The following is a 17774-nucleotide window of genomic DNA, read 5'->3' on the forward strand; positions in this document are numbered from 1 at the left end:
GGCGCGATGCAAAACTGGATTAGCTTTAAAGATCACTCCGCTAACGCACTGCAAGCCTTAGTCGCACGTGCCATAGAAATCAAGGCGGGGTCAGAGGTTGATTCCCTGCGTGGAAAAATCTTAGGCATGATGTTTTTCAATAGTTCGCTGCGCACTCGCTCTTCCTTTGAAGCCTTGATGTTTCGCCATGGTGGCCACGCCATGACACTTACTCCTGGACAAGATACTTGGAACTTTGAGCATCGCGAAGGAATTCTCATGGACGCTGATAAAGCAGAGCATCTCAAAGAAGCAGTCCGAGTATTAAGCCGCTATGTTGATGCACTGGGTGTGAGGAGTTTCGCCAAATTAGAAAGCTTAGTTGATGACCTGAGTGAGCCTGTCATTTCAGCGTTCTGTATGTATAGCGAAAAGCCTATAGTTAATCTCGAGTCTGCAGCAGAACACCCCTGCCAAGCGCTTGCCGATATGCAAACCTTAGCGGAGAAATTTAAAAATACAGGTGGACCCAAGGGCAAGAAATTCGTCTTAAGATGGCTGCCACATTTACGTGGACTACCCATGGCTGTTCCCCACTCTGCCCTACTAGCTGCAGCAAATCATGGCATGGACATCACAATTGTCGCTCCGCAAGGTTATGAGCTGGCAGCTGACTATCTGGCTCTGGCTAACCAGCGTGTGGAGCAAACTGGAGGTTCGCTTTCGGTGAGTAATGATAAATCCCAAACTCTCCAAGCTGATGTTGTCTACGGAAAAAGCTGGGGGGCCTCAATTTTCTACGGCAAACCCGACGATCAGAAGCTCTCACTAGCAGAACACCGCTCCTGGAGGCTCGAGCTTGGAGATCTCAATCCGCAAACGCTTTTTATGCATTGCCTACCGCTTAGAAGAAATCTAAAAGTCACGGATGCGGTAATTGATTCGAAAAATTCAATTATTATTGATCAGGCAGAAAATCGCTATTGGGCGCAAACTGCTATTATGGAGGCAATTTTTAAGCAATGACGCCATTAATTAGAAAAGACTTAAGTGCATTATCAACAGCGATTCCTTACATCAAAGCATTTAAGGGCAAAACATTTGTTGTTAAAATGGGCGGCGACCTTTGTGAGTCAGAGCGCGCAATTCATGATATCATCGAGCAGATCACCTTGCTGCAGCAGCTTGGAATTAACGTCGTGCTTGTTCACGGCGGTGGCAAACATTCTACTAAGCTTGCAGAGTCGCTCGGTATCAAGACAGAATTTGTCAACGGGCGGCGGATTACTTCAAGTGTGGCACTAGAAGTCTTAAAAATGTCCTTCTTAGGGACGCTGAACACGAACATTCTTCTTACAGCACGTAAGATTGGCTTAAGTGCAGTAGGCTTAAGTGGGATTGATGCAGACTTAATTGTCGCGCATCGTCGCGGACCAGTTAGTGTCAAAACCGATCAAGGCACAGAAACTGTTGATTTCGGACATGTTGGCGAGATTGATAGCGTTAATACGACATTGCTTAAGAATTTAATTAGTGACGGTCTTGTTCCGGTGATTGCCTCCTTGGGAGCGACTCGAGAAGGCGAAGCATTAAATATTAACGCTGATACAATTGCTGCCTATATTGCTGTAGCACTTGGTGCAGAGAAGTTAATCTATACTACTACAGTCGATGGGGTTTTTGACGACATTAATAACCCGGCAACATTACATTCTGTCTTGACCCAAAAAGAAATTGAATCAATGCGCAGCAAGGGATTAATCAGCGAAGGTATGTTACCAAAGCTTGAGACGGCGCTCTGGGCGCTGGAGCGTGGCGTAAATCGTGTGCACATTGTCAGCGGGTTTTCGGAAGACAGTATTTTACACGAAGCTTTCACGAATGAAGGCGCAGGGACGATGATTACGAAGGAGTAACCTAGCAGTTATTAATTTAGGCTTCGGCATGAACTTCGACTTTACCTTTTCCTGATCCATGGCAGAAAAAGAATAAGGAAATGTTCAAGTTCAAGCCGAAGAATCAATGGGTCCGTAAATCACAATATGACAACAGAACAAATTATCCAACTCAACGACACTTATCATGTCAATAACGCCCGTCGTTCAAAAATAGTTTTTTCGCATGGTGAAGGTTCTTATTTATATGACCTAACTGGGAAGAAATATCTCGACCTTTTGGCGGGCATTGCCGTAAACACTCTGGGCTATGATCACCCTGAATACACAGCCCGCGTCACTGATCAATTCAAAAAACTAAGCCACATCTCCAATTTCTTTTATACTGAAGCGCTTGCGCTACTGGCTAAAAAACTCGCCAAAATCACAGGTCTCAATCGATCTTTTTTCTGTAACTCTGGTGCCGAGGCCAACGAAGCCGCATTTAAATTTGCCCGTAAATGGGGCAAAGAAACCAAGGGCGAAAACTGCTTTAGAATTGGAAGTTTTAAAAAAGGCTTTCATGGCAGGACCTTTGGCGCGCTTTCGGCAACACATAAAAAAGCCTATCAAGATGCTTTTGCTCCGCTTGTCCCTGGTTTTTTTGAACTTGACCCGCATGATAGTGCGAGGATGGACCAAGAACTAGATGCTAGTGTTTGTGCAGTAATTGTCGAGCCGGTGCAAGGTGAATCGGGCATTCATCCTCTCCCTGACCAATGCCTGCAAGGACTGCGTAAGCTTTGCACTGAAAGAAAGATTCTTTTGATCGTTGATGAAATTCAATCTGGGATTGGGCGCACTGGGAAGTGGTTTGGCTTTCAGCATTCAGGAATTAAACCTGATTTAATCACCATGGCAAAAGGTCTTGCTGGTGGAGTGCCAATCGGAGCCTGCACCATGAGCGAGGATGTCGCCGCGCATATTCAACCTGGTGACCATGGATCCACTTTCGGTGGTAACGCCTTGGCTTGTGCGGCTGGAGTTGCAACGCTTGAGATTATCGAAAAAAGTAACTTAATCGAGAACGCGCGAGTAACCGGTGATTACTTAGCTGCAGAGTTAGAAAAAATTCAGGCCGAGCTTAATATTTTTAGTGAAATCAGGCATCGCGGGTTAATGCTTGGGGCCGACATGAGGAAACCTAAAGCCAAAGAGATTTTCGCACAGGCGCTTGAAGCTGGAGTTGTTTTAAATGCTGCTAGTGAGCGTACTTTGCGTTTTGTGCCGCCTTTAATTTTAACTAAAGCTGGCGTTGATGAAGCAATTGCCAAATTAAGACCTTTGTTTGCAGGGCTTACAAATTAGCGATTGTAGTTTTTGTGTTACTTGACTATATTTCAGTCCGTTATATTTCTGGCTAGATCTTAAGGCTCGAATTGATAGGATGACCATGTCAACTAAGAACAAAATTACTTTTTTTATTTTATTGACATTATTCCCGCTACTTGCGGCAGCTGAAGACCAAATCCCTTGGGAGGCGTCTGTTGATAATTGGGGTAATTCTCCTTTTAATTACGAAAACTCCAAGTTTAATATCGCCAATTCACCTGATACTTTTGCAAACAGTAAAGATAATCCCAATCGCATAAATATTAAAAACTTGCTGGGTATTGTTACCGGCTATGCAGTGGCAAAACCAAACGGTTACGTTAATTATTTTGACAATGATGGCGACAGAATCGGCTATTCGCTTGATGGCGGAAAAACTGCCTATGACGATTCTGGTAAGCCTACGACTTTCAAGGTTAGTAAAAATTCAGAATAACTGTCTAGAGTTGGTCCTAGAGTTAATAGGGCTTGCTGCAATCATTGTGTAACCTTTGATTTGGCAAGCCCCGGGCGATTTTGTGCCTAGGCCACGGAGGGACTTACTATGCCGTGGCCTAGACTTCGTTCTTCAAATAGCCTCGAACCAGAGTAACCAGACGATAGACATCCGTTTTTTGTAAACTAGACTCAACCGGCCAAGTAACAGCCAGTCGCGCCACTACCCGTTCAGGGATGAGATGCAACGCCGGATCTTCAAGCTGAGTTTGAACAAAGTCCTTGATTTTCCCTGCAAGCCCCTCAACCCCGCCAGTTTCTTTGATCAACACTTGCAAACATCCTTGAATCTTTGGAGTGCTTCCCAATAGCAACAGCGCTAGGGTTAGAGCCGCAAGATCGTGTCGTTCCTTGCACTTAAGTCTACAGTGCCCAAATCGTTCAATGACGGTCTTTTCATCTGGATTAGGCCAGGGATATTTGACGAAAGTGCCTTTTGATTTTTTTGACCCATCATCAAACTCCACATGCGGATCCCAAAGCCCAACATGGAGACAGAACGGCAGAAGTTCAATCAGACCAGGATGTCCAGCCTTAATTGACTCGATAACTTTACCCATGCCGAAGAGTGGGTTTTGCGCGTGGAAATTGCTAGCAGCAACCATTCCGCAAGTGAGAATGCCATGATAGCGATCCGGGCACTCACGAAGAAGCCTAAGTTCAAAAAATACTTGATAATCAATGATTTAAAAGAACAAATGACAAATGTAGACAGAACAATCCAATGTCAGGCGGGCTAATCTATCACAGGCACACAGCTAAAACCAAGATCAGAGTAAAACTAAGTGCTGACTTAACAACCAATCAAGTTAAAGCAGATCAAACTTTCAACTATAGCAGTGAAATCTGCATAAAATATTCTACTAGACTATACTCCTAATTTATCGTATAATTCAGGAGTATGTTCGGCAGAGCTATTAAGATATTGAATTCTAACAGTTTTTTCCTATTTGGTGCTAGAGGAGTCGGCAAAACTACGTTGATTAATCGACGTTTTACAAAAGACGAGCTGCATACAATCGACCTACTCAGTGACAGGGAATTTTATCAATACGATACAAATCCAGATCTGCTCATCAACCGCGCTAACCAACTTCCAGGCAGTATCAAGTGGATATTAATTGACGAAATCCAACGCGTCCCGAGGTTGCTAAACGTCGTGCATAAGTTAATCGAAGAAAAACTAATTAACTTTGCTTTGACTGGATCAAGCTCTAGAAAACTCCGCCGTGGCGGGGCAAACCTTTTAGCTGGACGCGCATTCGTCTACAATTTATTCCCCTTAACCCACGTTGAACTTGGAGAGCAATTCAATCTCGATCGTGTACTATCGTTTGGCAGCTTACCGAAAGTTTTTAGCTTACAAACAATTGAGGAAAAATCTTTATTTCTTGAAAGCTATGTTCACACCTATCTGAAAGAAGAAATTGTTGCGGAGCAATTAGTGCGTAACCTTACACCCTTCAGGAAATTCCTCCAGATTGCCGCACAAATGAATAGTCAAATTATTAATTTTAGTTCAATTGCACGCGATGTTGGCGTAGACCCAAATACAGTAAAGACGTATTTTAGCATTCTTGAAGAAACGCATACAGGAATGCTGCTTGAAGCTTCAGAAAAATCTGTGAGGAAGCAGCAATCTCAAGCTCCCAAATTTTATCTATTTGATACTGGCGTTAAAAGAGCCTTAGACAATAACATCAACGCTGACGTTTCACCGCAAACATACGAGTATGGTCGCTTGTTTGAAACATTTTTAATTAACGAAATCCATCGTCTCAACTATTATTTTCGAAGAAATTACGTGCTTTCATATCTACGCACAAAAGATGACGCAGAAATTGATTTGATCTTGGAACGAAAAAACGAGCCGCCAATATTAATTGAGATTAAGTCTAAGGATCAGATCAATGCCATTGACACGCGTAGCCTAGATCGATTCAAAGATGTTTTTCCAAAAAGTCGTTTACTCCTTTTAAGCCTTGACTCCGCAGCAAAACGCTTTGGGAAAGTTGAAGCCTTGCCGTGGCAAATGGGGTTAAGTGAACTTGGATTAACTAAAAAATAAAGGTGGGGAGCTAAGGCAATTGCTAAACCTTGGAATTTTACAAACGCAGTCACTCCCCCAGCAAGTCAATTTACGCTGACAACTTCTGCGGATCACCTTCCAAATGATCGCTTGAATAGTTTGCCAGTCCGCCTTGAGCAATGACGCGAATTTCACGACCTTTCGGATCCGTTGTCAGGTGAATGAAATGGGCGCTTAAGTCCAGCACTTCACCAATTTGCCTGGCGAGGAGTTCACGTAACTCGTCAACTTCTTCTGGAAGCACCTTTCGCAGCTCCTCGGTTAATTGCAGGTTAACAAAGAGCGCATATTGCATTTCTGCGCTTGCTGCAGAGGTTTCGACCTTGCCAGTTAACGGCACTGCCAAGACTTCACCATGAATCTGCTTTCCGAGAGCGCTGCATTTAAACGAGTAACGCTTGGCCGTAAGGTTGCTGCCCACACGACTGCGTTTCAAAAACTCAAATGCCGATTCCGGGATTGAGATCTCCGCCACTTCGTAGCCATATCCTTCGCGGTAACGCAGGATTCTTATAGCTGCGGCATGTCGATTTGGCGCCCCACGTTTGTAATCCATGCGCAACATCACAAGCCCCAAGGCATCTCCTGCTAAAATGCCTTCCGTCCAAAGCGGCAAGTCTTTCACAAACCTGGACTGAGGATGGACCCTGGGGTCGAAAGTAAATTCGAGGCTATTGCCACTAAGTTTATAGGCAACACATGAATCAACCAGAGGTTGAGAGAGATAAGCAATCCCGACGTGCGATTCTTCTGCGCCCGTGCGCTGGGCAAAAGCCTGTAACGCAGAAGCAGTTAGAGGGAGTGATGACGAAAAGCCGACAAAGCATGTCGTTGTGAGTATTGGTCTTGTCATTTTTGTTCTGAGTTAGGCAGACGAATCCGCCGAATGTCCTCCGAGATTTCAGAGCAGTGCTCGGCCGAGCAAAGCTGTCTTAAAATGGTTGGCACCACCTCAAGACAACTTTGCTTCAAATTTCAAGCAAAACAATAACTCAGGGACTTACAACCTTAGATAAAACTTTATTGCCTTAGCTACCACTGATCACAGCGCATAAGGGCACTGTCGTGAGTGGCAATTAAGAATTCTTCTACCGATATTGAGATTTAGTTGAAAATAGATTTAAAGGTGGGGAGCTAAAGCAATCAAACCATCCGAAGCATTCCAAAAGGAAAGTGCTCCCCAAACCAAAAACATTGCTCTCGAGACTTAATCAGTCACGAAGAGGTATGAATGTATGAATCCAGGCCGACGCCCTCGATCACTGTTACCAGGCCGAGGGTCGTCAGCTGTTTGCGCTTGTCGAGCTGCTGTTAGGCGAGCTGAAGTTCGCGCGGGGTTTCGAGCTTGCCGTCCTGGACGAGGCTGTAAATCCAGCCAAGTCCGTAGCGGGCAACGAGCTCCGGAGCGACGTATCGCTTGTCTCCAGCGAGGATTAAGTTCTCCGGCTTGAGGCCGGTGGCTTCGGCCAGCTTGGGAGCGATCGCCTGAAGGACCTCGGATTGCTCGAGCTGAGCGGCCGTCATCGGGTGCTGAGCGTAGAACAAAGGCAGATAACCTGCCTCGCCTTCCTCGCCACGCACATCCGTGAGCTTCAGGAAGAACGCTGTCACCGGAACTTCGGCCGTCTCGCCATTGAGGTGAGCCGAGATCTGGAGCTGAACGCCTTTCATCGTTACCGAATCGCCCTTGCGACACTGGGTCGCCATGAGCATGTACTCTTGCTCCGTAAGAGCAACGGCTGGCGCGTCCTGGGTGCCAAACTTCGGATCATGGAGCTCGAAGACAAGCGCGTAGCTGACTTCTTTGCTCTGCACCGAAGTTCGCTCCGCAACGAGCAACACCTGACCGACCTTGCCGTCCTCATCGTTCAGCAAGTCGTAGACGAACTCGGGGAGTTCTCCGCCATCTTTCAGCTGCTTCGGCTGACCGTTGATGAAAAGCTCGGTCTTGCCGTTGCTCTTCTGCGCCGTGATGGCGCTGCTCGAAACGACCGGGATGTTTACCGGAATCATCTCGATGCTCATCGGATTCGAAGCACCGGGCTTGCCGAAGATCGGACGAAGCGCAGCGGCGGCGAGGATCGCGAACGACGAAAGGCCGAACTTGCCGGCTTGAGTGATAGCAGTTGCGTATCTGTTCATTGATGTGTGTTTGTGCGTGGGGTACTGAGAACTAGCCCCATTACGCTTCCTTTTTTTCAGCAGCAAGCCAACCTGGGGAAACCCCAAATTGATTCTCACAAAGCTGCCCAAAAAGAATAATTAATTCCCTCTAGGCAACTTTGCGTAGTCTTGCTGTGATTGCGAAGGAGACCAAATACATTTGGTCGACTGCGGCAATCTGTTCACTGAACTGATAAAAAGAATCAAAAAATGGTTAGGAGAGATTGCTTCGTCGGCTAACGCCTCCTCGCAATGACTCGATCATACCGTTTCCCATTTCCATACATGTGAATATACTTAAAAGCCCTTATTAGATTTGAGGTTGTGCCAAGTTCGACGAGCGGGAATTTTTACGATGCCGACTGTATTGTAATAAACGAGGCGGAGAAAAAATCTCCCGCGAGGAAGAAATTGGCCAAGATCGAACCTAATAAGGACTTTTAAAACCTTAAATTGCTTTAGCCACCACTAATCAGAATAGACTTCACAGAAGCCCGACCCAAAATAGCGGTAACTAATCCCCTTCTACCCGTATTCAATTGTTATTTGCTTCACACCCTAAAATCACACGCGCACATTCCAGACTTATTTGTTCTGGAAATTTTTTGAAGATCCGTTTCGATTTATTTTGTGTGCACAGAAGTTCACACAAAAATCGAAGTCTTGATGACAAAATCCGACGTACAGACGTGTCGTGAAGCAGCTCAACCAAGAATAAACTCTCTATTGAGCGAACGGCTGTGTATCAATTCTTGTCGACACAGACAAGTGGAATATGAGTGAAATATTAGATGTTTATTATTTGTTTTATAAATACTCTAATATAATCGTGTAGTTATATAAGCTATCTTTTTAGCGTGTTTTATTGCCGTGTATACATAATGTTTCACTGTTATAGGGCCATTCTTGCAGAACGGCTAGAATTTTATTGATAGCACCTTGCTTGCTGCCAAAGCATTTCAAAGTGCTCTCGAAAACCCTTAGCAACTGCCGCATTAAAAATCTGCACCACCATCACATCAGCCCCGTAGATCTCAATTGTCGTTAAATCTCCAGCAATGCGGGTAAAGCTTGGCGAAGAAAGACCGGTTTTCATTGTTTTTAAAATATTAAGCTGATCCTTTGCCAATTTCTCCTTGTGCACATCTGAAGTGGACTCAGGAGCGATTAAATATTTTCTAACCTTTAATTTAAGTCCAAGCTTGCGATAGTCTTCATAGCGACTGCCAATTGCCTCATAAAAGAGCACATCAGCAGCACCCCCAATAATGCGAACGATTTTATCAGTCTTACTTGCCGTGCGAAGCGTCAGCTCCAAATTGCGGAAAAACTCTTCGCGTCCATATAAAACTTTTACGTCGAGACGGTCCGGAGAGCTTGATTGCAATGCAGAAAGCTGCGGCAGCAGTTGGAGTAGTTCCCGGCCCTTAGCTTCGTGAAGCTCTTTTAGGGTTTCAGGATTAGCGGCTTGAAATAATTTTTTACCGCGCTTAATTACCCAGTGAACAAGCTTTCGCTGGTGCAATTTTTCCAAGGCTGCATAGACGAATTGGCGATGTAATCCCGTGCTGGCAATCACTGGGCCAGCATTTGTCGGGCCAAGCTTTAAAAGCTCCGTGTAAACCTGAGCTTCGTGCTTGGTGAGATCGAAATGCGACAAGGAATCAATAATACTCATGATTACCGGATAAAATTAACATTTTTTAACAGTATAGTCGGGTTTTTAAAAAATGTCATCAAGAAATATTGACATTTTTAACGTGCCTGATAGAATTCAGCTGGGCTTAATACATCGGGGCTTAGATTTGGAAAGCTTTTAAGAGAAAAGGTTAAGGTCAAGTTCAAGCCTAAAACTAAATCTCAAGGTCTGTAGCAAGTTTTGAGGAGTCGTATGCGTAAAGAGTTATTTTCAGCAGCAGTAGTTGTCGCCGCACTTGGATACTTTGTCGATGTATTCGACCTGCTACTTTTTAGCATTTTAAGAGTTCCGAGTTTAAAAGAGCTCGGACTAAACGACGCGCAAATTCTCGAACAAGGCATTCACATTCTCAATCTTCAACTCGGCGGATTAATTTTCGGTGGCATCATCTGGGGAATTCTCGGCGATAAGTTTGGCAGGCTTTCGATTTTATTTGGGTCAATCTTTCTTTACTCGATAGCTAATATCGCCTGCGCCTTTGTACAGAACGTCGAAACTTATGCCCTACTACGCTTTATCGCTGGGCTCGGTTTAGCTGGAGAGCTCGGCGCAGGCATTACTCTAGTCTCAGAATTACTTTCCAAAGAAGACCGTGGCTGGGGCACAACTCTCGTTACTGCAGTTGGTGTTGCCGGGGCAATTGTCGCTGGATTACTAGCGCAAGTTGTCTCCTGGAGAGTTTGCTATTTTATTGGCGGAGTGCTGGGCCTATTGCTTCTCGTTGCGCGCGTGAGCGTTTCAGAATCCGAGGCATTTAAAGCAATTAAATCAAAGTCTCAAGTCAAACGGGGTAGTATCCTGATGCTTTTTTCCACCTGGGACAGAGTCAAGCGTTATCTACTTTGCATTTTGCTTGGGTTCCCAATTATGTTCGTGGTTTATATTTTTGTAACTTTTTCGCCAGAAATTTCAAAAGGACTAAATATCACTGGGGCTGTCTCGGCAGGGACAGGAATAGTATTTTGCTATATTGGAATAACAATTGGCGATTTCCTTTTTGGCGCTCTAAGCCAAATTCTTAAAAGCCGCCGTCGCGCTTCGCTTTTATCGCTACTTGGCCTAACGGTTGGATTATTAATTCTATGGCTAGCACCGCCGCGCTCAACTGCTACAATCTATATCTATTGCACTTGTTTAGGCCTACTTTCTGCAAACTGGGCTGTATTATTAACTAGCGCAGCAGAGCAATTCGGCACGAACCTGCGCGCCACTGCAGCGACTTCGATTCCAAATATGGTGCGCGGGAGTGCAATTCTCTCCACGCTTTGCTTCAAAGATTTAAAATCCTATTTTTCGCCCTTTGATAGCGCTCTGATCGTTGGTTTTGCTTCGATTCTAATTGCCTTTATCGCTCTACAGTTTCTTGAAGAAACTTACGGTAAGGACTTGGATTTTATTGAAGAATAAATAGATTTTATACTCAACAAGTTTGGGCTATTGTAACTAGCAGTTTAGCGGTGCCACCGTATTAATTAACAAATTCGGAGTTGCAGTTTATGACAAGGAAAATTGTTATAGTTATTTTGTCTTTTATTGCCGTATTTTCACTCAGCAAACAAAGCTTTGCAGAATGGAAAGGCTGTGGATGCAAGGGGCCATCAGAAGTCGATTGCTGGACAGGGAAAGTCGATTTACAGTGTTTCGATCGTTGCTTTTACGGCGACATTCGACGCCCTCCAGGATTCAGGGAAAACGCCAATCAACGTTGCAAAAAACAATGTCAAAGTTGGGTCGACAAAAATGCCTGCTGCAACGGACGCACAGTTAATGGTCAGTTTAAAGAAGGCTGCTGCGATCAAATGATTGATTTATGTGCTGCAGCTTGTCCATACAAAGACAAATCTGCAACAACCGAAGCCCAAGCTCCAGGCACACCTTCAAAGTGCGAAGTCGTTGAAGTCGAACAAAGCATTGTCGATCGCTTGGCAAATGCGGCAGATATCAACGCTGAACTCGATGCTGTCTTAAGTGAATATTTAGGGTCAGGTTCAACGACGACAAATGGAACTCCTGCTAATTATTAAGTCGTTGATTAATACAGCAACCAGTAGCTGTGGATTTAAATCAGCTATTGGTTGTTCCGCGTTGTGAATCAACTGCTGCACTTGCAGCCTTGACCCCCTCTGTCCATCCGGCAAGCAAGTCAACGCCGATCAAAATTAGCATTACTCCAAAGGCTTTTTTCAGCACTGCAACTGATAGCTGATTACTAATAGTTGCACCAATCCATGCACCTACCACAGACCCAATCATGATATACACTGCAAGCTTAAGGTCGACATTATTATACTGAAATTGACGGATTACGCCTGACACGGCAGTGGGAATAATTACAGCCAGTGACGTGCCCATCGCTAAGTGTGGGTTGATTCCGAAAATCGCGATTAATGCTGGAATTAAAATCACCCCACCACCGAGGCCAAAAATTCCAGCAAAAGCACCAGTAACAAGTCCAAGTATTACGTAAGCAAACATAGTGTTCCTCTTGTAAGATGCCCAGGATACTAAGATTGGGCAGGAATAAATTTTTCCGCAAGCTTAAATTTAATGTGCGGTCCTTCCTCAGGTGTATCAACAAATCTAAACTCTGACGTGCTGATACCCGCAAAGTCTCTCTCGCTCCTAAAGAACTCAACTAAGGTCTGACCAGCAGCATTCGCTTGGGCTATAACGTTAGCAAACTCATAAGCGATAGCCGCGAAACCGATTTGACTAAGATTGCCGTATTGCTTTTGATAGCGCTCGATAAATTCTGGTTTAATTTCAATGCTTACAAAATGTGCCGCATCCATCGTTCCCTGCGCAACAAGTATTTCGCTCTGACTGTCAAAGTAGTTTGTGCCAAAAGTATCAAACGTTGCTTGCAGTTGTCGGCGCTGAATATAAAATTGACTAATCTGCCCATGCGCTAAAAACACACCAACGATATCAGCTTGTCGTTGTTGGATTTTTAGAATTAAGCTGCGAAAATCATTCTCTGCGGCAGAAACCCGCTCTACTGACACAACCATCTGAGTTCGTGCTGCAGCAACTCGACTTAAGGATTCAGAGAGTATTTCTAGATAAGGGTTATCGCTGAGGATCACTTGGATCTGACGAATCTTACGATCTTCAAGGGCTGCTATCTGAGTCTCCATGAAATCGCGTGAGGAATTCATAAAGCGCATAAAGTATTTTTTACCACGCGATGACTCCTCATCTACGCACTCCCCGACGGTATATATTTTTCGAGCTTCCGCAAGTGGTGCAATGGCCTTACAGAAGGCAACTCCCCAGGTAAAAATTAAGTCAACTTGGTCTCGCTCAACTAATTTATTAAAAGTCGTAATCGCCGCTGCCGGGCTTAGTTCGGCGTTTTCATAGATAAAATTAATTTGCGAGAATTTTTCTGGATTGTCCTTGCGTGCAAGCTCGACGGCATTGCGAATCGCAATGCCGTAATCGGCACCGGGGCCGCTCAGCGTGAGAATCATACCGACTTTGAATGGTCGGAGATTATTCGACGCTGATTGAGTCGGCTCTGCCCAAGTAGCTTGGCTGATCAAAATAGCGATTAATACTGTGAGTGCGAACTTAAAACTTCTAAGTCTCATATTAGTTCCTCTAAAATGCTAAAAGTTGTCATTTGGAGATCCATTCGACTACTTTCCTCGCCATCAATAGCTCGTCAATTGGCTCAGGATGACAGGTTTTCCTGTCATCACTGACCTGCTAGCGGTCTCAACAATAACCTTGTCATCTTGAGTGAGTTGCAAATGAATGAAATGAATTTGCAACGAATCGAAAGATCCCCAAATAAATACAACTGCTTCTTGGCTTGTCAGCCAGAGTAGGTTTTTGCCGCATAGGCTGGAGAGCTTTCGACTTCGGGTTTAACTCGCATCTGCTCGTTAAACCTTCCGCTCAAGATGACAAGTTTTGTTCTCCGCTACGCTTTTCAAGCAGGCCGAGGATCGCAGATTCCCTAAAAACTGTCATATTTGTCGACAGTTATGCTGAGTTATGCGATTAATATTCTATAACTACTGGGTAATAATGTTGTCGGAAAATTCGACACTTTTTGCTGAGAATGAACAAAAAACAGATTATCAAAAGCTTAAGCGAATTTGGCCTGCGCGAAGAGGAGGCTAAATTATATTTAGCAACTCTTACTCTGAATCGCGCCACAGTGTTACAACTTGCTCGTGAATCAGAGATTAAGCGCACAACAGTCTATTCATTATTAGAAGGTCTAATCCAAAAGGGATTAATCAGCCAAGAAGTTGGTGGTGCGCGTAAACGTTATACTGCTGAAGACCCCGACAAGTTAATTGAACTTTTAAAACATCGCCAGGAAAGTTTGCAAGAAATCCTGCCTGAGCTCTCAGCGCTGCAAAGTCTACATGGCGGTGAAAGTCTAATAAAATATTATCAAGGATTGGAATCGATCAAAGGTGTCTATGAAGGATTAATCAAAGATGTCCGTCCGGGGAATGATTATTTTGTAATCTCCGACCAAGCTCAATGGCTCAAGCATGACCCAAAGTTCTTTGAGGATTTTTCTAGACGACGCGGCCGACTAGATGTCAATATTCGGTTACTGTTAGTTAACAATGCTACTTCCTGCGCATACCAAAAACGGGAGCGAGAACTTAATGTAAAAATTAAGCTTCTGCCGAAAGGAACCACGTTAAGAACAAATCTTGTAGTGACGCCACAAAAAGTTGTGATTCATCAACTGATTCCCCCACTTTTTGCTTTAGTCATAGAAAACAAAAGTATTATTCAGATGCAAAGTGAATATTTTAAAATCCTTTGGGAGCGAATCTAGCTAAGCAGACGAAGCATAATCTTCAGTCCAATTTCCACTGAATCACAGATTAACTCTTCCGATAACCCTGTTTCTCCCCTTAATTGAGCGCGCTGCAGGTAGACATAATAGGCTTGTTTTCTGGCTTGTAAAATGACCGGTGGTGGAAGATCATGTTGCAAAGCAATTCCTACCAGTAATAGTCGATCAATCCTTCCATTACCCTCAGAGCATGGATGTATTTTCTCAAAATCGGATTAGGAACCGAAACGCAGCTTGATGACTCTTAGCTTCTAGCTGTTCGACTAATGTTTTTTTTGGGTAGAATCAGGTTATCAAAGATCACTGCTGCGGTGTCATTCTCGAATAACGTACTGCCCTCGATGCCGTTTGTATTATATGTCAGCATCAACTATCGCGTCAGCATCCAAAGTGATGCCGATACAACGCTTCGATTTTCTCTTTGGCTTTTTTACGTGGGACGCTACGTTCATTAATCCAACTATTAAGTGTTACAAAAGACACCTTCAATGCCTGGGCCAATTTTTCCTGAGTAAAGCCAGTTTCTTTGCTTAATTTTCGGAGTTTTAAGGCCTCATCCATAACTTTATAAAGTTTGTAAAGTTATATAAAGTTTAAGTTTTTATAGTTAATCCAATTGGGCAATGGTCTGAACCTTTAATCTTATCGTAAATCTTGGCATCTATAATCTTTTTACGTAGCCCTTCGGCTACTAGAAAATAGTCGATTCTCCAGCCTAAATTTTTAGGTCGAGCGTTTGCACGATAAGACCACCAAGTATAACTCTTGGGCCTGTCTCCATGCACTTCACGGTAGGTATCAATTAGACCTAAATCCAAAAAACTCGAAAACCACTCACGCTCTTCCGGTAAGAATCCTGTGAGCTTCTGCCGTGTCGCAGTTTCTGGATGATGAATATCAATTTCTCGATGACAAATATTAAAATCACCACAAATCACCAGACGCTTACGGTCATTGGGTTTTAATTTTTTAACGGCTTTCGTGAACTGCTCTAGGAATTCATATTTCAAACCCTGGCGCTCATCTCCCGACGTGCCTGATGGGATATAAACATTCCAGAGTAGATACGCGCCTAGGTCCGTCTCTACTAGACGCCCTTCCCCATCGGTAACTTTGTGTCCGAGTTTACGCGGCACAGCTGACTTCGATTCTACTCCATTAGTGTATGTGCCAACCCCCGAGTAGCCCTTTTTTGCAGCAAAGCTTTCGCCTACAGTGTAGTTTTTAAAACGTAATGCAGTAGTGATTTGGTGGGCTTGAATCTTTAACTCTTGTAAGCAGACGATTTGAGGTTTTTCTTTGACAACAAAGTTATTTAATCCCTTCCCCCAAGCGGCGCGAATGCCGTTGATATTCCACGAAATCAGTTTAATCGATCTGCTATTTCTTCTTGCCATTTAAGTTCTACTCTTAGATACTTCAGCAATCATCTAGGAGATTCCCGATGAATCAGCAACAGCAAAATCCACTACTAATCCAAAGAATTATCTGGGGCGCGTTATTTTTTTCGATATTTATTTATGCGCTGGCTTTGAATTTAGCTGCAACAGGCGGAGGCGGTAAGGATATTTCGGAATTAAGTTCAATTTTTCCAGCAATTGCTACGGTTTTAGCTGCATTGTCGCTAACAATTAAAAGTATTGTGTCCAAGCCATTTGCGGCTGCGGCTCAAGCAAATCCGAATTTTAATTCTAATCTCGTAACAATGATTATCAGATTGGCTTTGGCTGACAGTGTTGCAGTTCTGGGTTTTGTGTTGGGTTTTTTGGCAAAACAACCTGAGGTTGCATATCCTTATTTTACTGCTGCCGGGGTGTTAATGATTTTTGCCTGGCCGAAGGAGTAGTTTGAGCGGCTAAGCCAAAGAGAGTTGAAGAAACTTAGGCTTAGGCTTAGGCTTGAACTTTTCCTTAACCTCAGATTACAAGCAGGTGGGTGGAGTATTTACCTTAAATATTTCTTTCTCGCGCAGTGTTGTTGGTCGAGCTAAAGTTCGACGCAAAAAATAACCCCAAAGAAACCTTTCGTTTTCTTTGGCTTTACCTTTCTTTTCCGAACTGGGTGACTTGTCGTCCTAACGGACGACGCTCAAAGTCACAAAAAGAAAGCTTACCGCTTTCTTTTTGCCTTCTTTTTCTTTCTCGCGCAGTGTTGTTGGTCGAAGCTAAAGTTCGACGCAAAAAATAACCCCAAAGAAACCTTTCGTTTTCTTTGGCTTTACCTTTCTTTTCCGAAAAAGAAAGGTAAATGGATGCGGGGGTGGGATTTGAACCCACGACCTCCGGGTTATGAGCCCGACGAGCTACCAGGCTGCTCCACCCCGCGATATGGTGAGATCCTGAGAAGATGGGGGTTTTACGGGACAAAACGGCGGTTGTCAATTACTTCTCTCTAAATCGACGGAAATATCGATAATCTCGCCTACTGGCAAGTTACCCAGCGAGAATTTACCAAAAGAAATGCGGCTTAGGGCTTGCACGGGAAGTCCGACGGATTTGAGGATTTTTTTAACAAAATGCTTACTGCCTTCGGCTACAGTAATTTCTAAATAGCTTTCTGCGCTTGAACATTTTCCTAAGAGTTCAAGCGCGCGGGGGCTAGGCTGGAGATCGTGCACGGCTTTGGCACAAGCTTTGAAGTTGGATTTTTTTAGAGCAATATTTACTCCGTTGAGGAGTTGGCTACGTTTGTCGCGGTCGAGTTTGCCTGAGACTTTTGCCCAGTAGATGCGGTTAATTGAATAGCGTGGGTGCGCGAGTTGTTCAGCGAAGTCCCCGTTATTGGTCAGTAGTAATAAGCCTGAGACGTCGCGATCAAGGCGACCGACGGGAAAGAGTCGTGTTTTGAAATTTTTTACTAAATCGCCAACACATTTTGCGCCGCGAGGATCGGACATAGCGGTGATGATGCCGCGTGGTTTATGGAAGAGGTAGAGTTTTTTATTTTGAATTTCAAGAGTGCGCGGGGTAGATTTTTCGATGAGCTCAATTTTGTCGGTAGCGGGGTCGATGTTTAAGCCGAGCTTAGTAACAATTTCCCCGTTTACTTTGACTTTTCCGGCACTGATTAGTGTTTCGGCTTTACGCCGGGAAGTAACTCCTGCCTGGGCTAAAAAGCTCTGTAATCGCACGTTTTGTGAAGTCCTTGCTTAGTTTTTTGTGATGACAAGGCATAGCAAAAACAGGGCGAAAACCACAGCGATACTGGCCAGGTTGTAAATTTTAATAAAACCTAGTAAATTCAAGACCTTTA

The 17774-nt window shown here is 44.2% G+C and carries 19 protein-coding genes and 1 tRNA gene; 9 read left to right on the forward strand and 11 right to left on the reverse strand.

Features of this window, described 5'->3' with window-relative positions:
• Positions 1-6 precede the first annotated feature (6 nt).
• From JNK13_00205 to JNK13_00220, 4 genes are all read left to right on the forward strand, one after another.
• Positions 7-1005 (forward strand): N-acetylornithine carbamoyltransferase, encoded by a 999-nt coding sequence (locus JNK13_00205; protein ID MBL7661150.1) that lies wholly within the window; start codon positions 7-9, stop codon positions 1003-1005.
• Positions 1002-1895: an acetylglutamate kinase gene (gene argB, locus JNK13_00210; protein ID MBL7661151.1), complete on the forward strand. Its 894-nt coding sequence runs from the start codon at positions 1002-1004 to the stop codon at positions 1893-1895. Before JNK13_00205 ends, argB begins: the two co-directional genes overlap by 4 nt.
• Positions 1896-2021: 126 nt before the next feature.
• The gene (locus JNK13_00215; protein ID MBL7661152.1) at positions 2022-3221 is read left to right on the forward strand and encodes an aspartate aminotransferase family protein; all 1200 of its coding nucleotides are present in this window, start codon (positions 2022-2024) and stop codon (positions 3219-3221) included.
• An 85-nt stretch (positions 3222-3306) separates the two neighbouring features.
• A complete protein-coding gene (locus tag JNK13_00220) occupies positions 3307-3681 on the forward strand; it encodes a hypothetical protein (protein ID MBL7661153.1) in 375 nt (124 codons plus the stop codon).
• Between the two features lie 118 nt (positions 3682-3799).
• Here JNK13_00220 and JNK13_00225 read toward each other — a convergent pair whose 3' ends face one another.
• On the reverse strand, positions 3800-4345 hold the full coding sequence (locus JNK13_00225; GenBank protein MBL7661154.1) for a hypothetical protein: 546 nt from the start codon (positions 4343-4345) through the stop codon (positions 3800-3802).
• 374 nt (positions 4346-4719) lie between these two features.
• Here JNK13_00225 and JNK13_00230 point away from each other — a divergent pair, with 374 nt between their 5' ends.
• A complete protein-coding gene (locus tag JNK13_00230) occupies positions 4720-5808 on the forward strand; it encodes an ATP-binding protein (protein MBL7661155.1) in 1089 nt (362 codons plus the stop codon).
• Between the two features lie 70 nt (positions 5809-5878).
• Here the strand turns inward: JNK13_00230 and JNK13_00235 are convergent, their stop codons facing one another.
• From JNK13_00235 to JNK13_00245, 3 genes are all read right to left on the reverse strand, one after another.
• Complete coding sequence (locus tag JNK13_00235; protein ID MBL7661156.1) at positions 5879-6682, reverse strand: hypothetical protein; 804 nt, start codon at positions 6680-6682, stop codon at positions 5879-5881.
• Positions 6683-7140: 458 nt separating this feature from the next.
• On the reverse strand, positions 7141-7971 hold the full coding sequence (locus tag JNK13_00240; protein ID MBL7661157.1) for a hypothetical protein: 831 nt from the start codon (positions 7969-7971) through the stop codon (positions 7141-7143).
• Positions 7972-8917: 946 nt separating this feature from the next.
• Positions 8918-9670, reverse strand: a complete 753-nt coding sequence (locus JNK13_00245) for a hypothetical protein (protein ID MBL7661158.1) — start codon at positions 9668-9670, stop codon at positions 8918-8920.
• Positions 9671-9883: 213 nt separating this feature from the next.
• Between JNK13_00245 and JNK13_00250 the strand changes: the two genes are divergently transcribed.
• A complete protein-coding gene (locus JNK13_00250) occupies positions 9884-11098 on the forward strand; it encodes an MFS transporter (protein ID MBL7661159.1) in 1215 nt (404 codons plus the stop codon).
• A gap of 89 nt (positions 11099-11187) precedes the next feature.
• On the forward strand, positions 11188-11715 hold the full coding sequence (locus JNK13_00255; protein MBL7661160.1) for a hypothetical protein: 528 nt from the start codon (positions 11188-11190) through the stop codon (positions 11713-11715).
• A gap of 40 nt (positions 11716-11755) precedes the next feature.
• Here JNK13_00255 and JNK13_00260 read toward each other — a convergent pair whose 3' ends face one another.
• Both JNK13_00260 and JNK13_00265 read right to left on the reverse strand, forming a co-directional pair.
• Positions 11756-12166, reverse strand: coding sequence for a sulfite exporter TauE/SafE family protein (locus tag JNK13_00260; protein MBL7661161.1), 411 nt, complete (start codon positions 12164-12166; stop codon positions 11756-11758).
• Positions 12167-12195: 29 nt separating this feature from the next.
• Entirely contained in the window at positions 12196-13284 is a 1089-nt protein-coding gene (locus tag JNK13_00265) for an ABC transporter substrate-binding protein (protein MBL7661162.1), read from the reverse strand.
• A 476-nt stretch (positions 13285-13760) separates the two neighbouring features.
• Between JNK13_00265 and JNK13_00270 the strand changes: the two genes are divergently transcribed.
• Complete coding sequence (locus JNK13_00270; GenBank protein MBL7661163.1) at positions 13761-14501, forward strand: hypothetical protein; 741 nt, start codon at positions 13761-13763, stop codon at positions 14499-14501.
• 399 nt (positions 14502-14900) lie between these two features.
• On the opposite strand, the gene JNK13_00275 is transcribed toward JNK13_00270, so the two are convergent.
• On the reverse strand, positions 14901-15083 hold the full coding sequence (locus JNK13_00275) for a helix-turn-helix transcriptional regulator (protein ID MBL7661164.1): 183 nt from the start codon (positions 15081-15083) through the stop codon (positions 14901-14903).
• 32 nt (positions 15084-15115) lie between these two features.
• On the reverse strand, positions 15116-15895 hold the full coding sequence (gene xth / locus JNK13_00280) for an exodeoxyribonuclease III (protein MBL7661165.1): 780 nt from the start codon (positions 15893-15895) through the stop codon (positions 15116-15118).
• Between the two features lie 71 nt (positions 15896-15966).
• On the opposite strand from xth, the gene JNK13_00285 reads away from it, so the two are divergent.
• Positions 15967-16368, forward strand: coding sequence for a hypothetical protein (locus JNK13_00285; protein ID MBL7661166.1), 402 nt, complete (start codon positions 15967-15969; stop codon positions 16366-16368).
• A gap of 193 nt (positions 16369-16561) precedes the next feature.
• On the opposite strand, the gene JNK13_00290 is transcribed toward JNK13_00285, so the two are convergent.
• The 3 genes from JNK13_00290 to JNK13_00300 form a co-directional block, all read right to left on the reverse strand.
• Entirely contained in the window at positions 16562-16798 is a 237-nt protein-coding gene (locus tag JNK13_00290) for a hypothetical protein (protein ID MBL7661167.1), read from the reverse strand.
• Positions 16771-16847 (reverse strand) — tRNA-Met (locus JNK13_00295). The genes JNK13_00290 and JNK13_00295 overlap by 28 nt, the downstream gene beginning before the upstream one ends.
• 52 nt (positions 16848-16899) lie before the next feature.
• On the reverse strand, positions 16900-17652 hold the full coding sequence (locus JNK13_00300; protein ID MBL7661168.1) for an rRNA pseudouridine synthase: 753 nt from the start codon (positions 17650-17652) through the stop codon (positions 16900-16902).
• Between the last annotated feature and the right edge of the window lie 122 nt (positions 17653-17774).

It is taken from the genome of bacterium (assembly GCA_016786595.1).
GTDB lineage: Bacteria > Bdellovibrionota_C > UBA2361 > SZUA-149 > JAEUWB01 > JAEUWB01.